At 64.6% G+C, this 23,553-nt stretch carries 17 protein-coding genes; 8 read left to right on the plus strand and 9 right to left on the minus strand.

What is annotated here, in order from left to right; translation table 11 throughout:
- Positions 1–12: 12 nt before the first annotated feature.
- Positions 13–1,905, minus strand: coding sequence for a bifunctional sugar phosphate isomerase/epimerase/4-hydroxyphenylpyruvate dioxygenase family protein (locus F6X39_RS16155; protein ID WP_187617328.1), 1,893 nt, complete (start codon positions 1,903–1,905; stop codon positions 13–15).
- 319 nt (positions 1,906–2,224) lie between these two features.
- Here F6X39_RS16155 and aroQ point away from each other — a divergent pair, with 319 nt between their 5' ends.
- From aroQ to F6X39_RS16170, 3 genes are read left to right on the plus strand one after another with little or no spacing between them, the layout of a single operon-like run.
- Positions 2,225–2,680, plus strand: a complete 456-nt coding sequence (gene aroQ, locus F6X39_RS16160; protein WP_187617329.1) for a type II 3-dehydroquinate dehydratase — start codon at positions 2,225–2,227, stop codon at positions 2,678–2,680.
- Positions 2,677–3,615 (plus strand): shikimate dehydrogenase, encoded by a 939-nt coding sequence (locus tag F6X39_RS16165; protein WP_187617330.1) that lies wholly within the window; start codon positions 2,677–2,679, stop codon positions 3,613–3,615. Before aroQ ends, F6X39_RS16165 begins: the two co-directional genes overlap by 4 nt.
- Before the next feature lie 50 nt (positions 3,616–3,665).
- Positions 3,666–5,045 carry an MFS transporter gene (locus F6X39_RS16170; protein WP_187617331.1) on the plus strand — a complete coding sequence of 460 codons (1,380 nt, stop codon included), beginning with the start codon at positions 3,666–3,668 and terminating at the stop codon, positions 5,043–5,045.
- A gap of 214 nt (positions 5,046–5,259) precedes the next feature.
- Here the strand turns inward: F6X39_RS16170 and F6X39_RS16175 are convergent, their stop codons facing one another.
- The 3 genes from F6X39_RS16175 to F6X39_RS16185 form a co-directional block, all read right to left on the minus strand.
- Complete coding sequence (locus tag F6X39_RS16175; RefSeq protein WP_090806910.1) at positions 5,260–6,000, minus strand: TetR/AcrR family transcriptional regulator; 741 nt, start codon at positions 5,998–6,000, stop codon at positions 5,260–5,262.
- Between the two features lie 105 nt (positions 6,001–6,105).
- On the minus strand, positions 6,106–7,395 hold the full coding sequence (locus tag F6X39_RS16180; protein ID WP_187617332.1) for an NAD(P)/FAD-dependent oxidoreductase: 1,290 nt from the start codon (positions 7,393–7,395) through the stop codon (positions 6,106–6,108).
- A 107-nt stretch (positions 7,396–7,502) separates the two neighbouring features.
- Positions 7,503–8,435: a dihydrodipicolinate synthase family protein gene (locus F6X39_RS16185; RefSeq protein WP_187617333.1), complete on the minus strand. Its 933-nt coding sequence runs from the start codon at positions 8,433–8,435 to the stop codon at positions 7,503–7,505.
- Between the two features lie 159 nt (positions 8,436–8,594).
- On the opposite strand from F6X39_RS16185, the gene F6X39_RS16190 reads away from it, so the two are divergent.
- A complete protein-coding gene (locus F6X39_RS16190; RefSeq protein ID WP_187617334.1) occupies positions 8,595–9,533 on the plus strand; it encodes a LysR family transcriptional regulator in 939 nt (312 codons plus the stop codon).
- Positions 9,534–9,841: 308 nt separating this feature from the next.
- On the plus strand, positions 9,842–12,955 hold the full coding sequence (locus F6X39_RS16195) for a transglycosylase domain-containing protein (protein WP_187617335.1): 3,114 nt from the start codon (positions 9,842–9,844) through the stop codon (positions 12,953–12,955).
- Positions 12,956–12,960: 5 nt separating this feature from the next.
- On the opposite strand, the gene F6X39_RS16200 is transcribed toward F6X39_RS16195, so the two are convergent.
- The 5 genes from F6X39_RS16200 to F6X39_RS16220 form a co-directional block, all read right to left on the minus strand.
- Positions 12,961–14,205: an ROK family transcriptional regulator gene (locus tag F6X39_RS16200; protein ID WP_184025444.1), complete on the minus strand. Its 1,245-nt coding sequence runs from the start codon at positions 14,203–14,205 to the stop codon at positions 12,961–12,963.
- Positions 14,206–14,247: 42 nt separating this feature from the next.
- Complete coding sequence (locus tag F6X39_RS16205) at positions 14,248–15,051, minus strand: ATP-binding cassette domain-containing protein (RefSeq protein ID WP_184062996.1); 804 nt, start codon at positions 15,049–15,051, stop codon at positions 14,248–14,250.
- 20 nt (positions 15,052–15,071) lie between these two features.
- Positions 15,072–16,061, minus strand: a complete 990-nt coding sequence (locus F6X39_RS16210) for an ABC transporter permease (RefSeq protein ID WP_018423405.1) — start codon at positions 16,059–16,061, stop codon at positions 15,072–15,074.
- 97 nt (positions 16,062–16,158) lie between these two features.
- Entirely contained in the window at positions 16,159–17,163 is a 1,005-nt protein-coding gene (locus tag F6X39_RS16215) for a sugar ABC transporter substrate-binding protein (RefSeq protein WP_187617336.1), read from the minus strand.
- A gap of 628 nt (positions 17,164–17,791) precedes the next feature.
- Positions 17,792–18,835, minus strand: a complete 1,044-nt coding sequence (locus F6X39_RS16220) for a LacI family DNA-binding transcriptional regulator (RefSeq protein WP_187617337.1) — start codon at positions 18,833–18,835, stop codon at positions 17,792–17,794.
- Between the two features lie 193 nt (positions 18,836–19,028).
- Here F6X39_RS16220 and F6X39_RS16225 point away from each other — a divergent pair, with 193 nt between their 5' ends.
- The 3 genes from F6X39_RS16225 to F6X39_RS16235 all read left to right on the plus strand — a co-directional run bounded on the left by F6X39_RS16225 (position 19,029) and on the right by F6X39_RS16235 (position 23,534).
- Positions 19,029–20,195 (plus strand): ABC transporter ATP-binding protein, encoded by a 1,167-nt coding sequence (locus F6X39_RS16225; protein ID WP_187617338.1) that lies wholly within the window; start codon positions 19,029–19,031, stop codon positions 20,193–20,195.
- A gap of 20 nt (positions 20,196–20,215) precedes the next feature.
- The gene (locus F6X39_RS16230) at positions 20,216–22,195 is read left to right on the plus strand and encodes a beta-galactosidase (protein ID WP_187617339.1); all 1,980 of its coding nucleotides are present in this window, start codon (positions 20,216–20,218) and stop codon (positions 22,193–22,195) included.
- Between the two features lie 85 nt (positions 22,196–22,280).
- Positions 22,281–23,534, plus strand: coding sequence for an ABC transporter substrate-binding protein (locus F6X39_RS16235; RefSeq protein WP_187617340.1), 1,254 nt, complete (start codon positions 22,281–22,283; stop codon positions 23,532–23,534).
- The last annotated feature ends 19 nt before the right edge of the window (positions 23,535–23,553 follow it).

Consider the following 23,553-nt stretch of genomic DNA (forward strand, 5'->3'; position numbering starts at 1 on the left):
GGTGTCCGCCCGTTACTTGCGCCGCTGCGCCTGCGCCGCGAGCCGCACCGCCGCATTGGCCGCGCCGTAGCCGTCATAGCCGCCGCGCCGCTCGACGATCTCGAGGAAGAAGCGCTGGTCGAGTTGCTCCGTATAAGCGTGGAAAAACTCGCCGCCGCGTTCGTCGCGGTCGTACAGGATATTGTTCGCGCGCATCGCTTCGAGCAGCGTGTCGGACAGCGCGTAGCGGGCCGCGAGGTCGTCGTAGTAATTGCGCGGAATGCGCAGGATCGGCACGCCGTCGGCGACGAACTCGGGGAGAGCGCCGAAGATGTCGCCGGTACTGAACGCGACGTGGTTCAGTCCGGAGCCGTGATACGTGTGCAGCGCCTCGGCCACCGCCGTATGGCGATCCACCGATGCATTCAGCGCGATCCGCACCGAGCCGTCGGGGCTGCGCAGCGCGCGGCTGCGCACGAGGCCGTACGGATCGGGAACGAGCACCCCCGGCTCGGCCAGGAAGCCGAACGCGGTGCGCAGAAACAGCACCCACGTATCGAGCGCACTCGCCGGCACCGACAGACACACGTGATCGATGCGCTCGAGCGGTCCCACCTCGGTCGGGCCGTTGACGTCGGTCAGCACGAAGTCGGCCTCGAACAGCGTGGGCTGATCGGGCGTTTCGTCGACGAAATAGTTGAGGCTGCCATCCGGCGCCTGCACAGCCGGCAGCACGCGCTCGTTCGGCCCGATCTGGCCGGAGAACGGCGCGTAGCCAAAGCCGGCCGCGCGCTCGAATGCGTGGCTCGCGTCATCGACACGAAATGCCGATGCGCACAGCGACAAACCATGCTGCTGAAAAAACGCGTTCGCGAACGAATCGGGCTCGGCGTTCAGCACGATCGAGGCCGCGCCGTGCTGATACAGCGTGACGTCCTTCGAGCGATGCTGGCCGGCCTGGCGAAAGCGCAGCTTGCCGAGCCAGTCGGCTAGCTGCGTGCGCGTGGTGTGATCGACCGCGAATTCGAGGAACTGATAGCCGACGTGCGCGGGCGCGGCGGGCGAGCGGTACAGGCCGCCTGTCGTTTTGCGCGGCTGCTGTTGCTCTTCGAGCAACGCGCGAGTTTGCTCTTCGAGGAACAACAACGAGCGATGGCCATCGGCGGCCGTGATCGTGGTGGGGGCGGCGCGAAAGCCGTCGTTGAAGATTTCCAGCGAAAGCGGGCCCTTGTAGCCAGCCTTGACGACCTGCGCGGTGAAGTTCGCGAGATCGAAGTCGCCCTGGCCGGGGAAGCAGCGGTAGTGGCGGCTCCATTCGAGCACGTCCATCGCAAGCTTCGGCGCGTCCGCGATCTGCACGAACGCGATGCGCTCGCCAGGAATGTCGGCGATCGCGTCGGGCGTGTCGTTCAGCGACAACGTATGAAAGCTGTCGAGCACGAGCCCGAGATTCGGATGATTCACGGCGTCGACAAGCTTCCACGCGTGGCGATAGGTCTTTACGTGCCTGCCCCAGGCGAGCGCTTCGTAGCCGGCGACCACGCCAGCCGCTTCGGCCGCGCGGGCGAGCGCGCCCAACTGGTCGATCATCAGCGAGTCGTCGCAGATCGTGTCCGGCGACACGTTGCTGCACACGAGGATGCGGTCCGTGCCTAGCTCGTGCATCACGTCGAACTTGCGCTTCGCGCGGTCGAGATTACGCTCGAGCCGTTCGGGACTGACGCCGTCGAAATCGCGAAACGGCTGGAACAGCATGATCTTCAGGCCGAGGTCGTCGGCGATGCGGCGCACGTCGGCGGGCGAGCCGTCGAAATACAGCAGGTCGTTCTCGAAGATTTCGACACCTTCGAAACCCGCCGCGCGGATCGCGCTCAGCTTCTCGACGAGGGTGCCGCTAATCGACACGGTGGCAATCGAACGTTGCATGAACGGCTCCTGCAAAAACGGACAAACGAGGGGGAAACTCAGAGAAAAACCGCGGCGGCGCGCCTGGAGGCGCGGCCTGCCGGGCTTGCTGCAATGCGCAAAAATGAGCTAGTTCGTTACGCACTGAAGCAAGACGCAGGCCAGAATACCCCACACTACCCGGGAGTTTCGATAGTCTATACAAACTAACTAGATGGTACAAATTCGTAGAAACCCCGAATGACGACGACGACCGATGCGCGCACACTTCGCCATGCGTCGAAGAACCGCCGCGGGTGCCGCGGTTCGAGTCGCGCCTTATTTTGCGGGAGTCGTTGTCATGAGCTTTGCCTCCGTACTGGTCCTGAACGGACCGAACCTCAATCTGCTCGGCACGCGCGAGCCGGCCATCTATGGCGCGCAAACGCTCGACGACGTCGCGAAGCTGTGCCGCGAGGCGGGCGAGCGCCTCGACCTCGCGATCGACTTCTGCCAGTCGAACGCCGAGCATCAGCTGATCGACTGGCTGCACGCGGCGCGCACCAAGGTCGACGGCGTCGTGATCAATCCGGCCGCTTACACCCATACGTCGGTCGCGATCGCCGACGCATTGAGCGCGATCGAAAAGCCCGTCATCGAGGTGCATATCTCGAACGTGCATCGGCGCGAAGCGTTCCGGCATCACTCGTACGTGTCGGCGGTGGCGGACGCGATCATCGTCGGCTGTGGCACGCAGGGCTATGTGCTCGCGCTGGAACGGATGGCGACGATTCTTAAGAATAGGGCGGCGAAATGAACACTCAAGCGAACACCCGGGGAAATTCCCGGACCGACGCGCAGATCGCCGCGTTGGCCAATGCGCAGGCGAGCTTGCGGGCCACTCCCCACTCCTTTCTGGTCGGCCTGATCGGCTCGGGCATCAGCGGTTCGCTCACGCCCGCGATGCACGAGGAAGAGGGCAGCAAGCTCGGACTGCACTATGTCTATCGACGCATCGATCTCGATGCGCAGAAGCTCGACACCGCCGCGCTGCCGGAGCTGCTGACGGCGGCCGAACGGATGGGTTACAACGGCCTGAACATCACGTATCCGTGCAAGCAGGCGGTGATTCCGCTGCTCGACGAACTGTCCGACGACGCCCGCGCGCTCGGCGCGGTCAACACCGTGCTGTTCAAGGACGGCAAGCGCATCGGTCACAACACCGACTGGTCCGGCTTCGCGCGTGCGTTCCAGCGCGGCTTGCCGGACGTGTCGCTGGAACGCGTCGTGCAGCTTGGCGCCGGCGGCGCCGGCGCGGCGGTCGCGCATGCGGCGCTGAACATGGGCGCGCAGTCGCTGACGCTGTTCGACGTCGATGCCGCCCGCGCGCAGTCGCTCGCCGACGAGTTGCAGGCGCGTTTCCCGAAAGCCAAGGTCAGCGCGGGCACGTCGCTCGAAGAATCGCTCGGCGCCGCGCAAGGCCTGATTCACGCTACCCCGACCGGTATGGCTAAAATGCCGGGCCTGCCGCTGCCGGCCGAATTGCTGCACCGCGACCTGTGGGTCGCCGACATCGTCTATTTCCCGATTCGCACCGCGCTGCTGCAGGCGGCCGAGGCGCTTGGCTGCCGCACGCTGAGTGGCGGCGGCATGGCGGTCTACCAGGCGGTCGACGCCATGCGTATTTTCACGGGCCTCGAGCCGGACGCCGAGCGCGTCTACTCCCACTTTCAATCGTTGTTGCAACGCTAACCGGCCGCGTAGAGACCGGCACCCAAGCTGATCGAGGAGACAAGCACGCCATGACGCAATCGTTCCAATCCAGCTCCGCGGGCTCGCCCGCGCAGAACAAGGCGGCGAGCCCCGCGCGCCGTTCGAAAGCCCGTTACAAGATCCTCGCGCTGCTCGCGGTCGGCACGATGATCAACTATCTCGACCGCACCGTGCTCGGCATCGCGGCACCGCAGCTGACGAAGGAGCTCGGCATCAACGCCGCGCTGATGGGCCTGCTGTTCTCCGTGTTTTCGTGGAGCTACGTGGCCTCGCAGATTCCGGGCGGCCTGTTTCTCGACCGCTTCGGCAGCAAGCTCACATACTTCCTGTCGATGACGTTCTGGTCGCTCTGCACGCTCGCGCAAGGGCTCGTGGGGAGCATCGGCGGGCTGTTCGCCTTCCGTCTCGGCCTTGGCGTTTCGGAGGCGCCATGCTTTCCGACCAATAGCCGCGTGGTCGCCACGTGGTTTCCGCAAAGCGAGCGCGCGATGGCGACCGGCACCTACACGGTCGGCGAATATATCGGCCTCGCGTTTTTCAGCCCGTTCCTGTTCATGCTGATGGGCGCATTCGGCTGGCGCTCGCTGTTCCTCGTGGTCGGCGGCGTCGGTATCGCGTTCGGCGTGGTGTGGTGGCTGCTCTATCGCGAGCCGCGCGATCATCCGTCGGCGAATCAGGAAGAGCTCGACTATATCGAGGCGGGCGGCGGTCTCACGCAACGCAACAAGGATGTCGCGGGTGCAGCCGCGGGTGCGGCCGATACTGCGGCATCGAAGAAGAGCGGCTTCCAATGGGGCACGATTGGCCAGTTGCTCAAGCATCGCCAGTTGACCGGCATCTGCCTCGGCCAGTTCGCGGGCAATTCGACGCTGGTGTTCTTCCTCACGTGGTTCCCGACGTATCTCGCCACCGAACGTCATATGGCCTGGCTGAAGATCGGCTTCTTCGCGATCATGCCGTTCATCGCGGCTTCGATCGGCGTGATGTTCGGCGGCGTGTTCTCCGACTGGCTGCTGCGCCGTGGCAAATCGCCGAACGTCGCGCGCAAGCTGCCGATCATCGCGGGTCTGCTGCTCGCGTCGACGATCATTCTCGCCAACTATGTCGAGAGCAACGTCGTGGTGATCGCGATTCTGTCGGTGGCGTTCTTCGCGCAGGGCATGGCCGCGCTCGGCTGGACGCTGGTGTCGGATATCGCGCCCGAGGGCTTGCTCGGCGTGACCGGCGGCATCTTCAACTTCGCCGCGAACCTGGCGGGTATCGTGACGCCGCTCGTGGTGGGCCTGATCGTCGCGGCGACCGGTTCGTTCGTGGGCGCGCTGGTGTTTATCGGTGTCATCGCGTTGATCGGCGCGCTGTCGTATATCTTCGTCGTCGGCGATATCAAGCGGATCGTGCTGGTGGATTGAGTCTTCCCGCTGAGCCGTCGCTTCATGTGACGGTCGTAGTTCCCTTCGAATCCCCGGTTGTCGTCGCGGTGCGGCGGCGACCACGTCGACTGCCGTCACCGGTTTGCCGGGGCAGTAAGCCGCTGAACGGGCTGCGTTTCTCGAAGCGATAAAAAACGGGATGTGGCTTTCACCACATCCCGTTTCCATTTCAGCCGGTCGCCGCGCAACCGGGTCAATCGTCCTTCTTCACGAACCGCAAGATCGCATCGACGATCATCGCCCGATGCCGCGCCCGCAGCCGCGGATGCGACGGATCGCGCCCAAACGCGGTGCCGAACGTATGCCGGTTGCCCACGCGGTGGAAACACAGCGAGCTGATCATCAGATGCAGATCGATCGGATCGATGTCGCTGCGGAACTGGCCCGCCGCGATGCCGCGCGCGAGCAGATCCTCGATCGTGTGAATCACGGTGACGTTGCGTCCTTTGAACGTCTTGACCTGCTCGACGTACTTCGCGCCGTGAATGTTTTCGATCGTCACGAGGCGCACGAAATCGCGCTGGCGGTCGTGGTAGTCGAACGTGAATTCGACCAGCGCGCGCATGCCTTCGACCGGATCGAGTTCGCTGATGTGCAGGTCCTGTTCGAGCGCGCGAATGTCTCCATACACCTTTTCCAGCACCGCCTGGTACAACCCTTCCTTGCTGCCGAAGTAGTAGTACAGCATGCGCTTGGTGGTGTTCGTGCGTTCCGCGATCGCGTCGACGCGGGCACCCGTCAGCCCCATCGCGGAGAACTCCTGGGTCGCGACGTCGAGGATGTTGCGCTTAGTCTGCTCGGGATCGTATTTGCGTGGGGCGTCCACACGCGGGGCGTCGGTACGTCTCGCGCCGGTACGTCGCGCGTCGGCGTGCGGCGTGCCAGACACGATGCCGTTGGTATCAGGCTCGGCGGCCTTGCTTCCCTTTTTCATTGTGGTTTCGAGCGGCAGTGACGGCGCATTCTAGCATGGCGAAACGGGCCTCTGGCGTGGGTCCCGGGCATCGACGAAGGCATCTCGAAGGAGCTTGCGTGGCGCTTACGCGACCGGGCGCGTGGGCCGGCGGCGCGCGGCGAGTGCGTCGCGTGTTTGCATCGCGGTGTACGTGAGCTGCGCGGCCGCGAGGCCGAGCGCGCCGTACGTGCGCGCGAGGCCGAAGGTCGCGAACGCGTCGGGCACCGGCCGCTCACCGGAGATAGCCGCGGCCAGCAGTTCGCCCGACACCGTGGTCGGCGCCATGCCGTGTCCGCCGAAACCGACCGCGTACCAGACGCCGTCCGTGCTTTGGCCGATCTGCGGCATCTTGTGTCGCGCGTAGCTCATCAGGCCGCCCCATGCGTGCTCGATGCGCACGTCGCGCAGCTGCGGATAGACCTTCAGCAGGTCCTGTCGCAACAGACGCGCGATCGCCTCGGGCTCGCGCTCGCGCACGGAGATGCGGCCGCCCCACAGGATGCGCGTGTCGGGCAACGGGCGGTAGTAGTCGAACGCGAAGCGGGTGTCATAGATCGCGGCGCGTGTGGCGATTGCGTCGTGCAAGCGTTCGCCGAGCGGCTCCGTTGCCATCACGTAGGTGGCAATAGGCAGCACCGCGCGCTCGACGCGCGCGTACACGTTGCGTGCATAGCCGCCGCCCGCCATCACGACGTGACGCGCGTCGAGCGCACCTTGCGGCGTCTCGACGACGAAGCCGGCGCCGTCGCGCCGCAAGCTGACGACCGGCGAGCGCTCGTGTATCGTCACGCCCGCTTGCGCGGCCGCCGCGGCGACGCCGACAACGTACTTGAGCGGATGAAAATGGAACGCGTTGCGCTCGAACAGGCCGCCGTGATAGCGGCTCGTTTTCAGATGCGCGGCGAGTTGGTTGGCAGCGATCGGTTCCCAATCGACGCCGAACGAATCGCGCATCAGACGCCGTTGGGCTTCGAGACGCGCAGGTTCGTCGAACCAGTTCGCGAGGATCACGCCGGCATCGGTCGCGTCGCAATCGATCCGATAGCGCGCAATTCGCTTGCGCATCAGCTCGACCGCGTCGGTGGTCAGCGCATAGAGTTCGCGCGCGCGAGTCGGCCCGAGCGTCTTCAGCAGGTCGGCGCAATCGAGGCTGTAGCCGCCGAACACGAAGCCGCCGTTGCGTCCCGATGCGCCGAAGCCGACCTGCTGCGCCTCGAGCACGACGACGTCTTCGACGCCGCGTTCGGCGAGGCCCAGCGCGGTGGAGAGTCCCGCAAGTCCGCCGCCGACGATGCAGACGTGCGCGCTGCGTCGGCCGTTGAGCGGCGCGCAGGCGGAGGAGCGGGTGACGGTGGCTTCGTAGAAACTTTGCATGGGGCGCGAGCTTGTGGATAGGCCCTAGGTTAGCGGCAATCGCGTGTGCCCGTCCAGCCCGCGTGAGCCCGCACGTCGACAGGCGCCCCGCCGCGCTTCGTTCTGCGTTATCGACCCCAGCGCAACACCAGCGGATCGAGCCGGCGTGCGATCTTCAACAGTCCTTCGCGCGTCGCCGGATGCATCTGCGGCAGCGGGTGACGCACCGCGTCCGAACCGATCACGCCGCCTTCCTTCATCAGCGCCTTGCACGATGCGAGGCCGCCCTGGCGATTCTCGTAGTTGATCAGCGGCAGCCACTGCTGATAGTGCGCGGCGGCGGCCTCGGTATCACCGGCCGCATAGGCATCGACGATCAGGCGGATGCCATCGGCATAACCGCCGCCCGTCATCGAGCCGGTCGCGCCCGCATCGAGGTCGGCCATCAGCGTGATTGCTTCCTCGCCGTCCCACGGACCGACGATCGCGTCGCCGCCCAGTTCGATCAGCTCGCGCAGCTTGTTCGCGGCCTGCGGCGTTTCGATCTTGAAGTACGACACGTTGTCGATCTCGCGCGCCATGCGAGCGAGGAACGGCGCGGACAACGGCGTGCCGCTGACCGGCGCGTCCTGGATCATGATCGGAATCTGGATGGCATCGGACACCGTACGATAGAACTCGTAGATGCCGCGCTCGCCGATGCGGATCGTCGCGCCGTGATACGGCGGCATGACCATCACCATCGCGGCGCCCGCGGCCTGCGCTGCGCGGCTGCGCTCCGCGCACTGGTACGAGCTGAAGTGCGTGGTCGTGACGATGACCGGCACGCGGCCCGCGACGTGTTCGAGCGCGAGATGCATCAGGGTGTTGCGCTCGTCGTCGGACAGCGCGAACTGCTCGGAGAAGTTCGCGAGAATGCACAGGCCGTTCGAGCCGGCGTCGATCATGAAATCGAGGCAGCGCCTCTGGCCTTCGAGGTCGAGACGCCCGGCGTCGTCGAAGATCGTCGGCACGACGGGGAAGACGCCGCGCAGGGCGGGAGAGTGTGACGCTTGGCTCATGGCGATGTGGTCCGTACGGGGATGGAAGGATTGCGCTCGAGCCCGCGAACGGGCGGCGCAACTGGATGAATGTCTCCTTCGGCGACTATACGGCGCTGGGCCTCGCGGGTATATTGAATTGTTTCCATATCGTGATCGCTTTTGCGACTCACCCCACCGATGAAAGACACGCTCAACGTCCTGCTGTCGAAGCTGCGCATGAAGCAGCTGCATCTGCTGATCGCGCTCGACGATCACAAATCGCTGCACAAAGCGGCCGGCGTGATGTCGATGACGCAATCGGCGGCGAGCAAGGCGCTGCAGGAGCTCGAATCGATGCTCGACGCGCCGCTTTTCGAGCGCTCGAAAAGCGGCATGATCCCGAACCAGCTCGGTCATTGCGTGATCCGATATGCGCGCGTCGTGACGTCGGACCTGACCGCGCTCTGCCAGGACGTCGCCGAAATTCGCTCGGGGCGCGGCGGGCGGCTCGCGCTCGGCGCGATCATGGGCGCGATTCCCGACTGCGTGGTGCCCGCGCTGAATCAATTGCATGCGGCGCAACCGGGTCTGGCGATCGAAGTGGTCGAGGACACCAGTGCACGAATGCTCGCGCAGCTCGACGACGGGCGGCTCGATCTGGTGGTCGGCCGAGCGGCGGTCGCGGCCGATCCGTCGAAGTATCAGTATCGTCCGCTCGGCGACGAGCCGTTGGCGGTGGTGGTCGGTTATCAGCATGCGCCGTTGCCGCGCCGCGAGATGATGTTGCGCGATCTCGCCGGGCATCGCTGGGTCATGTATCCGTCACACATGCCGCTGCATGCGCTGCTCGAACGCGAGATGGATCTCGCCGGCCTCGACATGCCCGACAATCCGATTTCGACGGCTTCCACATTCGTGACAGTTGCACTGCTGCAAAGCAGCGCCGAACTCGTTTCGCTGCTGCCGAGCGCAATTGCTGGGCCGTTCGTGCGGCACAAGATGCTGCGCGTCGTGCCGGTCAGGCTCAAATCGCCATCGCAGACGTTCGGCATCGTCACGCGCAAGGGCGGCGTGCTGTCGCCGCCGGCGGAACGGTTTATCGCGCTGTTGCGGGCACAGACGAAAGCGCGAATTTAGGCGCTGCGCAATCAAATTGCTCAGCCGTCCGCCCGGTTGCCGGTAAGAATGCAGCCAAAAAACGACTTTCTTTCGGCAAGGCCCGCCAGAAACGGCAAAACCGCCCGAAAAGGCGGTTTGTTATTCGTATGAAAAGAGCTTCAATATCTCATGCCGGTTCGCGTTTTGTCATCCGACGCCAGCAGGTGTTGTAGCCGCGACACTGTCACACCAATCCGAACCGATGAGGGTTTCTCGTTCCGAGCTACACTGGTTTGAATGAACTGAGCCAGGCTCGACACCCTGGCCATCGCTCGGGGAGAGCAGCCATGAATCGGCCACCGCTTCGGTTTCCGCTTCGCGTGACCAGCACCGTGCCCGTGCGGAGTTGGCGTTGGCTCAAATGGGGGCTTGGCGCGTTTTTGCTGCTCGCGGTGGCGCTGATTGCGCGGCTCGTGCAGATCGAGATCGAGACCTCGCGACTGCAGGCGCGGTACCTTTCCGAGCTGACCCGCGACGTCGCTTTTTCGGTCACCGACGGTCCCAGTCATTCCATCCGCTTTCCGCAAGCCGACAAGGGCCCGTACGACGCGCGCCTCGGCTACGCGCTGTTGCCGGCTATCCAGCAGCGTCTGTTGCAACATGGCTTTGAAATCAGCTCGCAGGCGCGCGATTCAGAACGCATGCTTTCGCTAGCCGATGACGGCCTGTTCCTGCCTTACGACGAAAAAGACACGGCCGGCCTGCAATTGTTCGACGGCACCGGCGTGCCGCTATACAGCGCTCAGTTTCCCGGTCGCGTGTACGACAGCTTCGGCGCGATTCCGCCGCTCGTAGTGAACTCGCTGCTGTTCATCGAAGACCGCTATCTGCTCGATCCGGATCAGCCGAACCGCAATCCGGCGATCGACTGGGGGCGCTTCAGCCGCGCGCTCGTCGACCAGGGCGCGCGCGTGTTCGATCGTCATCGGCAGACGCCCGGCGGCAGCACGCTCGCGACGCAGATCGAGAAATTCCGTCACTCGGCGGGCGGCCGCACCGCGACGCCGCCGGAAAAGCTGCGGCAAATCGCGTCGGCGTCGGTGCGCGCTTATCTGAACGGACCGCAAACGCTGCCCGCGCGCGAACAGATCGTGGTCCATTATCTGAACTCGGTGCCGCTTGCCGCGCAGCCCGGCGTCGGCGAAATCAACGGTATCGGCGATGGGCTCGCCGCCTGGTATGGGCGCGATTTCCGCGAGACCAACCGGCTGCTGAAGGCGCCGTCGACCGATGCAAATCTGCCCGACCAGGGTCTGGCGTTTCGCGAAGTGCTGTCGCTGATGATCGCGCAGCGCGCGCCGTCGTTTTTTCTGCAGCGCGGCTATCCCGACCTCGAACGGCTGACCGACAGCTATCTGCGGCTGCTCGCGAGTGGCGGCGTGATCACTGAGCAGTTGCGCGACGCGGCGCTGGCGGCGCACGTCGAACTGCATCGCGCGCCGCGCAGCACACCGGATCTCGGTTCGTTCGTGTCGCGCAAGGCCGTCACGTCGATGCGCTCGCATCTGCTCGCCGCGCTCGGCGTGCGTAGTTTCTATGAACTGGACCGCCTCGACGTGCAGGCGACAGGCACGCTGAACAATGACGTGCAACAAGCCGTTGCCGAGCGCCTCGCCGCCGCCGCGACGAAAGACGGCGCGAAGGCCGCGGGTCTCGTCGGCTACGAAATGCTGCGCGGGTCCGACGATCCGTCGCATATCGCCTACAGCTTCACGCTGTTCGAGCGGCACGGCGACGCGAACCTCGTGCGCGTGCAGACCGATAGCGTGAACCAGCCGTTCGACATCAATTCCGGCGCGCGCCTGAACCTCGGCTCGACCGCGAAACTGCGCACCGTCATCACGTATCTGCAGATCGTCACCGATTTGCACACACGTTACGCATCGCTGAGCAATGCCGAGCTGAAGGCGATCACGCCCGATCCGAACGATCGGCTGACGCGCTGGGCGATCGACTATCTGCTGCACACGCGCGACCATTCGCTGCAGCCTATGCTCGACGCCGCCGTCGAGCGTAAATACTCGGCGAGCCCGGGCGAAACGTTCTTTACGGGCGGCGGCGCGCAGACCTTCACGAACTTCGAGTCCGACGACAACAGCCGCATCCTGACCGTGCATCGCGCGTTCCAGCATTCGGTGAACCTCGTGTTCGTGCGGCTGATGCGCGATATCGTGCACTATGAAATGGTGCAGACCACCGGGCCGTCGTCGCAATGGCTCGGCGATCCGGCGACCCGCAAGATGTACCTGACACGTTTCGCCGATCAGGAAAGCCGCGTGTACATGAAGCGTTTCTACACGAAGTACCGCGGCAAGACGCCTGATCAGCAGATCACGCTATTGCTGCTCGGGGTGCGCAAGTCGCCCCCGAAAGTGGCGACCGCGTTGCGCAGCGTCGCGCCGGATCAATCGAACGCGTGGTTCAACAGGATGATGTACGCGGCGCTGAAGAACACGCCGGCGGCTTCGATGCTCGACGACGAAGATCTCGCGAATCTGTACGACAAGTACGGCATCAACCGCTTCAACCTGAACGACCGCGGCTATATTTCGAGTGTGCACCCGCTCGAACTATGGACGCTGAACTACCTGCGCTCGCATCCGGATGCGACGCTTGCGCAGATCGAAGCCGCGAGCCAGGACGTGCGCCTGTCGACTTACTCGTGGCTCTTCAAGACGCGCTATCACGTGACCCAGGATCACCGCATCAAGCGCATGGTCGAGCTGCGCGCCTACGACGCGATCGGCAAATCGTGGCAGGCGCTCGGCTATCCGTTCGCGACGCTGACGCCGTCGTATGCGGCGGCGATCGGCGCGTCGGGCGATCGTCCGGCGGCGCTCGCGCAACTGATCGGCGTGGTCACGAACGGCGGCAACAAGGTGCCGACCGAAACGCTGACGCAAATCGACTTCGCGAAGGATACGCCGTACGAAACGCATTTCAGGCGCGCGGTGGTCGCGCCGCAGCAGCAGGTGTCGCCGGAGATTGCCGGGGAGGTGCGGATGCTGTTGCGCGACGTCGTGACGGGTGGCACCGCGAGGCGTCTCGCGCAAGGCATGACGTTCCCGAACGGCGAAACGCTCGAAGTCTATGGCAAGACCGGCACCGGCGATCAGCGCTTGAACGTGTATGCGAAGGGCGCGCGGTTGATCGAGTCGCGCAAGGTGAATCGCAGCGCGACCTTCGTGTTCGCGCTCGGCGACCGCTTCTACGGCACGTTGACCGCGTGGGTGCACGAGCCGTATGCCGCGCGTTACGACTTCACGAGTGCGCTGGCGGTGCAGTTGCTCAAGTCGATGGCACCGGCGTTGCAGCCGTTGCTCGATAAGCCGGTTCAGAAAACGGTGACGGCGGCGCCGGCGGGATCGACGCCTGCGGCGACGAAAGTTGCCGCGCAGTGAATCGCTCACCGCTCGTCATAACCTGCCTCCGACGCCGCCGGCTTCAGGAACAGCTCATGCACCGGCGCGAAATGCGCATATAGCGGCAGAATCGCACCGCCCATCGCGCGGGCATCGGCGCCGATCGCGCCTTCGAGCAATTGCGGCCGCACCATCCCTTCCCATTCGAAACGATCGAGCACGCGCTCGGTGCGGCGAATGATCTCGCGCAGCAGTAGCCGGTCGAACTCGCCGTCGATCACGACGGCTTCGAGATCGAGCAACGCGGCCGCATTGGTTAGCGCGTTCGCGATCGCCGGGCACGCGCTGTCGAGCCATCGCTCGGTATGCCGCCACAACTCGGGCGACAACGCGCGATGATCATGCGCCGCGGCCGCCGGCGCGCCCGCATCGCTGAACAGTCGTTCGAGCACGAAGCCCGATGCCGCGTGCAGCAACTGCCGCGCGGGTTTGCGTGCGCCGCCTTCGCGCAGCGGGATCGAACCGACCGCGCCCGCGTTGTCGTGCGGACCGCCATGCAGACGTCCGTCGATCACGAGACCCCCGCCGATGAACGTGCCGACGAACAGATACAGGAAGTTGTGAATGCCGCGGCCCTGGCCCATCACGAGTTCGGCCGCGCAGGCGGCCGTGGTGTCTTTGGCGAACTCGACGGGCAGGCCGGTTATCGTCGCGATGCGCGCGCGCAGATCGATGTCGTTCCAGGCGTCGAGCGCGTCGGGCGGCGCGCCGAGAAAGTCGCGCCAGCCGCCGAGCCACAACGGCGCCGCGACACCGACGCCGACCACCTTGCCCGCCTTCGCGCCGAGCGTCTGGTTCACGCGCGCGAGTTTGTTTTCGAGCGCGGGGAACAGCGCGCGCGGATCGGGATACGCATACTCGAATACGTCGCGGCATACGATGCGCCCGGCGAAGTCCATCGCGAGCACGTCGAGACTGCGGCGTCCGACCTTGATACCGATCGTGTACGCGCCGTCCGCGCACAACGCGATCGGCACCGACGGCTGGCCGATCTTGCCGCGCACGCGCGCGTGCTTTTCGAGCAGGCCGTCGGCGATCAACCGGTCGACGATCATCGACACCGTCTGCATCGAAAGACGCGTGAGGCGGCCGACCTCGGCCTTCGGCAGTGGTCCATGCAAGCGGATCGTTTGCAGCACGATGCGCTCGTTGAATTGCCGCATGCCGACCTGATTCGAACCGACCGTGCGTTTGACCGGCGAACGCCTGCTGGTGCTGGGGGTGTCCATTGTCGTGTACCGGCCTCGTGGCTCAGCGGATTGGGCGGCGCGTCATGCGATCGCCTTCACGTCGGCTTCCTTCGCCCCGGTCATGATCGCGACCGCTTCCGACATGTGCACGTCCTTCGTATTGACGAGCGCCGCGCGCCGGCCGAGCCGCTGGATATGGATGCGGTCCGCGATCTCGAACACGTGCGGCATGTTGTGGCTGATCAGAATCACCGGCAGGCCACGCTCGCGCACGCGCCGGATCAGTTCGAGCACCATGTTGCCTTCCTTCACGCCGAGCGCGGCGGTGGGCTCGTCCAGAATCACCACGTGGCGCGCGAATGCCGCGCTGCGTGCAACGGCGACGCCCTGGCGCTGGCCGCCGGACAGCGTTTCGACCGCCTGGCGCATCGAGCGGATGCCGATTTGCAGATCCTTCATGGCCGCGGTCGCTTCGTCGAGCATGCGGCGCTTGTCGATCATCTTGAACAGCGAGCCGCGCCAGCCGGGCTTCAGCAATTCGCGGGCGAGAAACAGGTTTTCGGCGATGCTCATCGCCGGCGCGACGGCGAGTTCCTGGTACACGGTCTCGATGCCTTGTGCGCGCGCATCGAGCGGACTGCGGAACTTGACCGGTTTGCCGTCGAGCAGAATCTCGCCTTCGTCGGGCACCGTCGCGCCCGAGAGCGCCTTGATCAGCGACGATTTGCCCGCGCCGTTGTCGCCGATCACCGCGAGGATCTCGCCGGGCAGCACTTCGAAATCGCAACCGTCGAGCGCGGTCACGTTGCCGTAACGTTTGACGAGCCCGCGTGCCTGCAGAACCGGCATCGCAGCGGACATGGAAGAGGAGGTGGAGGTCGACATGACAAGGCTCCTGTGCGGGATCAACGGCCGCGGTGCGAGAGTTTATCGGCGGCGACCGCGAGAATCACGAGGATGCCGGTGATCAATACCTGGTACACCGAGGAAACACCGATCAGCGTCAGGCCGTTACGGAATACGCCGACAATCAGCGCTCCAAGCAAGGTGCCGACGATCGAGCCGCGTCCACCGAACAGACTCGTGCCGCCGAGCACGACCGCGGTGATGCTGTCGAGGTTCTCGGTTTGCCCGGCCTGCGGATCGCCGACACCGGTGCGCGCTACCGACAGCAGCGCGGCGATGCCGTAGATCGCGCCGGCAAGCGTGTAGACGGTCAGCAGAATCCGCTGCGACGACAGGCCCATCAGTCGCGCGGCCTCGGCGTTGTTGCCGAGCGCGTACAGATGCCGGCCGGGCACCGTGTCGCGCAGCACGAACCACGTGGCCAGATACATCAGCAGCGTCAGCACGGTGCCGTACGTGACTTCCGCCGGTCCGAGCCTGAACGTGCTGCCGAGGAACATGATCGCGTCGGGCAGGTTCGACACGCTTTCCGCGTTCGAGTAGATCTGCGTGAGCGCAAACGCGATGTTCAGCGTACCCAGGGTGACGATGAACGCCGGCAACTTGATGCGCGTGATCAACAGACCGTTCAGTAAGCCGAACAAGGTGCTGGCGCCGATGCCGCACAGAATCGCGAGGATCGGCGGCACGCCGAGCACGACCGCGAACTTCGTCATGATGATCGAGCCGAAGGCCATCACCATGCCGCAGGACAGATCGATGCCACCGGTCAGCACGATCAGCGTCTGGCCGATCGCGATGACCGCGACGACCATCGTCTGTTGCAGGATCAGCGACAGGTTCTGGAACGATAGAAAGCGGCTGCTCTGCGAGATAAAGAATGCGCAGGCCAGCACCAGCGCGATCAGCGGTCCGATTTCGGACAGCGACGGCAGGTGCTCGGTGAAAGACGGGCGCGGCCGGCCGGCGGGCGCGGAAGGGGTCGACATGATGGCAGTCCTCGGTACATGAGCGTGACGTGAAGGTCACGCGGCAAATCAATTGGCGGCCCGGTACGACGCGCAACGGGCCGCTATGCAATGCGCGTTACTTGTTGCCCCAGCAGTTGTCGAGGCCGAATTTCGTGTCTTTGCTGTCGATGCCGGACATCGGCTTGTCGGTGATCAGCGTGACGCCGGTGTCGTGATAACCGGAGACCTTCTTGCCGGTTTTCGCGTAGTCGACGCCGGCGGTGACGCCGAGCGCGGCCATCTTCAGCGGATACTGCTGCGAGGTCGCCGCGATCGCGCCGGCCTTCACGTTGCGCACGCCTTCGCAACCGCCGTCGATCGACACGATCATCACGCCCTTGTCCTTACCCGCCGCCTTCAGCGCGCGATACGCGCCGGCCGCGGCCGGTTCGTTGATCGTGTAGACCACGTTGATGTCGGGCGCTTTCTGCAGGCAGTTTTCCATCGCCGTCTGACCTTTCGCCTGATCGCCGCGCGTGTCCTGGCTGCAGACGATCGACGGATCGCCTTCCTTGACGCCGAAGCCTTCGAGGAAGCCGTTGTGGCGCAGCACGCCGACCGACACGCCCGGCGCGAGATCGAGCGTGGCGATCTTCGCGGGCTTGCCGTTCAGCGCGGCCTTCGCATATTTGCCGATCAGCACGCCGGCCTTGAAGTTGTCGGTGGCGAACAGGGCGTCGGTTGCGTCCTGCGGATCGGTCGGCGTATCGAGGGCGATGACCATCACACCGGCCGCGCGTGCCTTCTTGATGCTCGGCACGATCGCCTTGGTGTCGCTCGGCGTGATCAGGATTGCTTTCGCGCCGGCCGTCATCATGTTTTCGATCGCGGTGACCTGACTCGCGTTGTCGCCGTCGAACTTGCCGGCGGCCGTGATCAGTTTCGCGCCGTCTTTCGACGCGGCCGCGTCCGCGCCCTGGCGCATCTTGACGAAGAACGGGTTCGTATCGGTCTTCGTGATCAGGCCGATGACGGGCTGGTCGGCGGCCTGACTCGCGCTTGCGCACCACAGCGCCGCTGCCGCGGCGCACATCGACGCGATTGTCCTGGCGACAGGACGCCTGTGGGAATTCAGATTCATGAGACGCTCCTCCGGTTATTGGCAACGACGTATGGGACTGCAGATAGATCGAAACTGCGAAGCTGCGGGCTTGACGTTTGGCGATGACGCTTCGACGTAATGTGGTCCGAAGCAAATCGCCTAAATCACTTTGGTTGATTTAGTACAGCAGGCGCGCGACTGCTCGTCAAGGAAATGTGAACGCGGAAAATCGCTGCGCAGCGAACCGCGTGCAGGCTGAGATCCTTGTGTGGTAACGCTTTGGCGTCGTGCTGCAGTGCGAAGCGGCGCTTCTCGGCTTGGGGAAAGTCCTGGCCCGTCTGAAAGCGGGTTGAAATGTCAGCGGCGGTTTTTCAACGCAATTCGCGGTGCGTAACGCGCTTTTTCGGTGGGCGCTGAATGTTTGCGAGAGGTTGCGGCGGAACAGCGCTTGCTCGCGTCGACTGAATGCGAACCTTTCGGAGAGACCCATGCCTTCGCACTGGTGGTAGCGACGACTTTCTGGTCACCGTGGCGTTGGCGGCGCTCGCATGCGAAACGGTCTAGGCGCGCGCCCGGACGTTTGCACAGATGTCGTTCGCGCCACGCATCGGCGTGCCCGCGCAATTGCGCGTTACTGCAACCTTGCGGCGCGGCTGTAACCGCCACATCAACGCGAACGCGGTGCGGCCGTCGATGCGCGCACGACCAGATTCGGCTCGGACGAAATCCGCATCGGCACGGGCGCCGGCATGTCCCGCGCGGCGCGTCCCGGCTGTCCGTACGAAGTCTCGATCAGCTCGCGCAGCAGTTCCACTGCAAGTCCGGCGACCTCGACCGTCGGCACCGCCACCGTCGTCAGTGCGGGGCGCGACTCGCGCGCGAGCTGGATGTCGGTGATGCCGATCACGGACAGATCGTCCGGCACGTGCCGGCCGAGATCCGCGGCCGCGTGCATCGCGCCGAGCGCAGGCAAATCATTGGTCGCGAAGATCGCGCTGAGTTGCGGATCGGCTTCGAGCAGCGCGCGGGCCGCCAGGTAGCCGCCGTGGATCGTGTCGGCCGCGTGTCGCACGCGATTTCTCGTCACACCGGCCGCGCGCAACGCGTCGACGAAACCTTCGAAGCGCGCCGCGTGAATGCCCGATGCCTTGCTGCCGACGATCGCACCAAAGCGCCGATGCCCGAGCTCGAGCAGATGCTCGCCGGCCAGTTGGCCGGCCAGCCGGAAATCGACCGCGACGCACGGCAGCCCGGGCGGCTCGGTGGGCCGCTCCCACATGCACAGCACGACCGGCGTGCCGCGCGCTTCGGTCTTGTGCAGATCGGCGAAATCGAGGTTCGCGTTGGTCACGAGCACGCCTTCGGACAAGGTGCCGGCGATCTGGTCGAGGTACGCGCGGCCGCTTAGCGGATCGTCGTTGGTATTGCAGATGATCACGAAGTGGCCGCTCGTACGCGCTGCGCGTTCGACCGCAAGCGCGAACTCCGGATAGAACGGATTCGCGATGCTCGACACCATCAGCGCGAGCGTCGGCGCGCGGCCCTCGGCGAGCGCGCGCGCGGCGAGATGCGGGCGATAGCCGAGCGCCGCGACTGCCTCGAGCACGCGTTGCCGGGTCGTTTCGCCAACTCGGCCGCGCTTGCGCAGCACGTTGGACACCGTCGCTGGCGTGACGCCGGCATGACGCGCGACTTCGCTGAGTGTGGGCATGATATGGCCAATATTTGGGATGGCTGTCCGACATTTGCATCGCGGCGCGAGGCGCGGCAACATCTGTCGTCAAACCAACGTACAAAACGATATCGGAGACAGACCAACGATCGCCTTGCGATCGATTTTTCGGTCATGCTGATTAAGCGCTTAATCTCCGACTTCGCGCCGATTAAATCACGGAGTCGATGCAATGGCGAGCATTTCGTTACGAGGCGTGCAGAAGGCGTATGGCGACGGTGCGCCGGTGATTCGCAACGTCGATCTGGACATCGGCGAAAACGAGTTCTGCGTGTTTCTCGGCCCGTCGGGTTGCGGCAAGTCAACGCTGTTGCGCATGATCGCCGGGCTCGAGGATGTGACCGACGGCGACCTGTCGATCGGCGGGAAGATCGTCAACGACGTGCCGGCCGCGCAGCGTGGCGTAGCGATGGTGTTCCAGAGCTACGCGCTGTTTCCGCACATGAGCGTGTTCGAGAACATGGCGTTCGGCCTGAAACTCGCGAAGACCCCGAAGGATGAAATCGAGCGGAAGGTGCATGAAGCCGCGCGCATCCTGCAACTCGAGGCGCTACTCGAGCGCAAGCCGAAGGCGCTGTCGGGCGGGCAGCGGCAGCGCGTCGCGATCGGCCGCGCGATCGTTCGCGAGCCCGGCGTGTTTCTGTTCGACGAACCGCTGTCCAATCTCGATGCAACCTTGCGCGGACAAACGCGCGTCGAAATCGCGCGTCTGCATAAGCAGTTTGCCAAGGCGAGCGTGGTCTACGTGACGCACGATCAGATCGAAGCGATGACGCTCGCCGACAAGATCGTGCTGCTGCATTCGGGCAAGGACACCGAGCGTTACGGCAGCATCGCGCAAATCGGCGCCCCGCTCGAGCTGTATCACCGCCCGAAAAGCCGCTTCGTGGCCGGCTTTATCGGCTCGCCGCGAATGAATTTCCTGCCGGGCAAGGTGGCGTCACTCGATGCGCAGGGCGTGCTCGTCACGCTCGATCACACCGGCGAGAACGTGCGTGTGCCGGTCAGCAGCGCCGGATTGCAGCCAGCGCAGCCGGTCACGTTCGGCGTGCGTCCCGAGCATCTCGAGTTCGTCGATGCATCGGCCACGACGAATGCGGCTGCGTCGCAAGACGGCGTGCTCGCGCGCACCGTATCGCTCGTCGAGCAGCTTGGCGAACACAGCTACGTGCACCTCGATCAACCCGGCGGCGCCGTTCTGATCGCCAAGGCGCCCGGCAACACGCGCCTCGCTCCAGGCGATCGCGCGAGCCTGCGGGTGTCGCGCACGGCCTGTCATCTGTTTACCGAGGACGGTTTCGCGGCCGCGTCGCTCGAATCCGTCGAACACTACGCTTGAAAAACACTGGGGACATAGGGATGCGTCTTGGAGTCTGTTATTACCCGGAGCACTGGCCCGAGTCGATGTGGGACGACGACGCGCGCCGGATGAAAGCGCTCGGCATCGAGCAGGTGCGGATAGCGGAATTCGCCTGGAGCCGGATCGAGCCGACTCCCGGCGAATACGACTGGGGCTGGCTCGATCGCGCCGTCGACGTGCTCGGCGCGGCTGGCCTGAAGGTCGTCATGTGTACGCCGACCGCGACGCCGCCGAAGTGGCTGATCGATCGTCATCCGGAGATCCTGCCGGTCGGCGCCGATGGACGTCCGCGCGCGTTCGGCTCGCGGCGTCATTACGACTTCTCGTCGCCCGCGTATTTCGAGGCGTCGCGTCGTATTTGCACGGCGGTGGCCGAGCGTTACGGCAAGCATCCGGCGGTCGCTTTCTGGCAGACCGATAACGAATTTGGCTGTCATCACACGGTGGTCAGCTATTCGCCGGCCGCGGTCGCGCGCTTTCGCGAGTGGCTGAAGGCGCGTTATCGCACGATCCAGGCGTTGAACGAGACGTGGGGCACAGTGTTCTGGAGCATGGAGTACCGCGGCTTCGAAGAAATCGACGCGCCGGTCGGCACCGTGACCGAGGCGCATCCTTCGCATCGCCTCGACTACCGGCGCTTCGCATCCGACGAAGTGGCGCGCTACAACCGCATGCAGGTCGAGATCATTCGCGCGCATTCGCCGGGGCGGCCGGTCGCGCACAACTTCATGCAGCTCTTCACCGAGTTCGATCACTACAAGGTCGCGGCCGATCTCGACGTCGCAACGTGGGACAGCTATCCGCTCGGCGCGCTCGAAGAGCAGTGGTTCGCGCCGGACATCAAGGCGCGCTGGTTGCGCAGCGGTCATCCGGACTTCGCGTCGTTCAATCACGACGTCTATCGCGGCATGTCGAAGCTGCCGTTCTGGGTGATGGAGCAGCAGCCGGGACCAGTGAACTGGGCGCAGTGGAATCCGGCGCCGCTGCCGGGCATGGTGCGGCTGTGGAGTTGGGAAGCGTTCGCCCACGGCGCGGGCTGCGTGTCGTATTTCCGCTGGCGTCAGGCGCCGTTCGCGCAGGAGCAGATGCACGCGGGGCTCAATACGCCCGACAACCGGCTCGACGTCGGCGGCAATGAAGCATCGCGGGTGGCGTCCGAAATTCACGCGGTGCTCGCCGCGAACGCCGATGCCAATGCGTCGATCCGCTCGAAAGTCGCGCTCGTCTACGACTATGAAGCGAAGTGGTTGTTCGAGATTCATCCGCAGGGCGCGGACTTTCACTATCCGCGGTTCGCGTTCGAGTACTACTCGGCTTTGCGCGCGCTCGGACTCGACGTCGATGTCGTGCCGGCCGATGCATCGTTCGATGGTTATAGCCTCGTCGTCGTGCCGCCGCTGCCGGTCGTGCCCGACGATTTCGCCGAACGTCTCGCGCGCTCGGGCGCGCAGGTCGTGCTCGGTCCACGCACCGGATCGAAGACGCGCGAGCTGCGGATTCCGGCGAATCTGCCGCCGGGCGCATTGACGTCGGTGCTGCCGCTGCGCGTGTGGCGCGTCGAATCGATGCGGCCGAACGTGACCGAAGCGGTGGTGCTGGAACAGCAGGGCGGTGCCGCCGAGGGCTTCGCGCGACACTGGCGCGATTTCATCGACAGCGATGCATCATCTTCATTCGACGTGCGCGCGCGTTTCGCGGACGATCATCCGGCGTACGTGCGAAGCGGCGCGTATCACTACTTCGCGAGCCTGTTCGACGACGCCTTGACCGTGCGCCTGTTCGCGCGCATCGCGCAGGAAGCGGGCCTCGAAACGCAGGCACTCGGCGACAGCGTGCGCATCAGCCGTCGCGGCGGACTGACGTATGTGTTCAACTATGGCGATCGAACCCACGCGCTCGACGACATTTCCGACGACGCATTCGTGATCGGCTCCCGGGAGGTGGCGCCGCAAGGGGTAGCGGTCTACCGCTCGCAATAGAAGTCCGGCCTTGGCAATTCCACGCAGTCATTCGATATAGAAGCGACAACGACGTAAAAACCATGGAATGAAGGAGACAGTCAGGATGAAACTGAAACCACGCAAGATTCTGTTGGCGCTCGCGCTGGCCGCGGTTGCCGCGGGGACCTCGGTCGTCAGCACCGCGCAGGCGGCCACGCTCGCGCTGAACATCGCGTACAAGGGCGCGAGCCAGCGCGCGGTTTGGCAGCAGGTGGTCGACGAGTTCAAGAAGGCGCATCCCGGGATCGACGTGAAGGTATCGTTCATCGATGAGGAAGCCTACAAGGTTCAGTTGCCGGGTTGGCTTTCGACTGTCGCGCCCGATATCGTCAACTGGCACGACGGCGAGCGTATGGCGTATTACGCGCAGCGTGGCCTGTTCGAGGATCTGACCGGCGACTGGCAGAAGAACGGCTGGAACGACATGTATGCGTCGACGAAGGAAGCATCGTCGTACAAGGGCAAGCAGTATGCCGCGCCGACCGTGTACTACTCGTGGGGGATGTTCTATCGCAAGGACCTGTTCGAGAAGGCCGGCATCAAGGGCGAGCCGAAAACGTGGGACGAGTTTCTCGACGCCGCTAAAAAGCTGAAGGCCGCCGGCATTACGCCGATCGCGGTGGCGGGCCGCGATGCCTGGACGCTGGCCGGCTGGTTCGATTATCTCGATCTGCGCCTGAACGGCAATGCGTTTCATCAGAAGCTGATGGCCGGCGAAATTCCGTACACCGATCCGCGCGTGAAGAAGGTCTATACGACGTGGAAGCAACTGATCGACGACGGCTACTTCATCAACAATTCATTGTCCTACGATCTCGACGCGGTGCAGCCGTTCCTGTTCCAGGGCAAGGCTGCCATGATGCTGATGGGGACGTTCATTGCGGCGGGTTTCCCGGACAACGTGAAGCCGCAAATGGGGTACTTCCAGTTCCCGATCATCGACTCCAAGGTGCCGACCGCCGAGGACGGGCCGGTCGAATCGCTGCATATTCCGTCGAAAGCGAAGAACAAGTCCGATGCGCACACGTTCCTTGCGTTCGTCGAGACGCCTCAGATCGGTGCGCAACTCGCAAAGGGACTCGGCTCGTTGTCGGCGAACAGCAAATCGCCGGAGCCTGAAGATCCGATTTCGAAGATCGGCTTCCAGATCCTGTCGAACACGAAGGGCGGCATTGCGCAGTTCTACGATCGCGACATGACGAAGGAAATGGCCGACGAAGGGATGAAGGGGATGCAGCAGTTCGTCTCCGATCCATCGAAACTGGACGACATCCTCGCGCAGCTCGAGCAGACGCGTCAGCGTATCTACAAGAAGTGAGCGGCGGCGGCCGCAAGGC

This window comes from Paraburkholderia sp. UCT2 (assembly GCF_014397665.1).
Classification (GTDB): domain Bacteria; phylum Pseudomonadota; class Gammaproteobacteria; order Burkholderiales; family Burkholderiaceae; genus Paraburkholderia; species Paraburkholderia tuberum.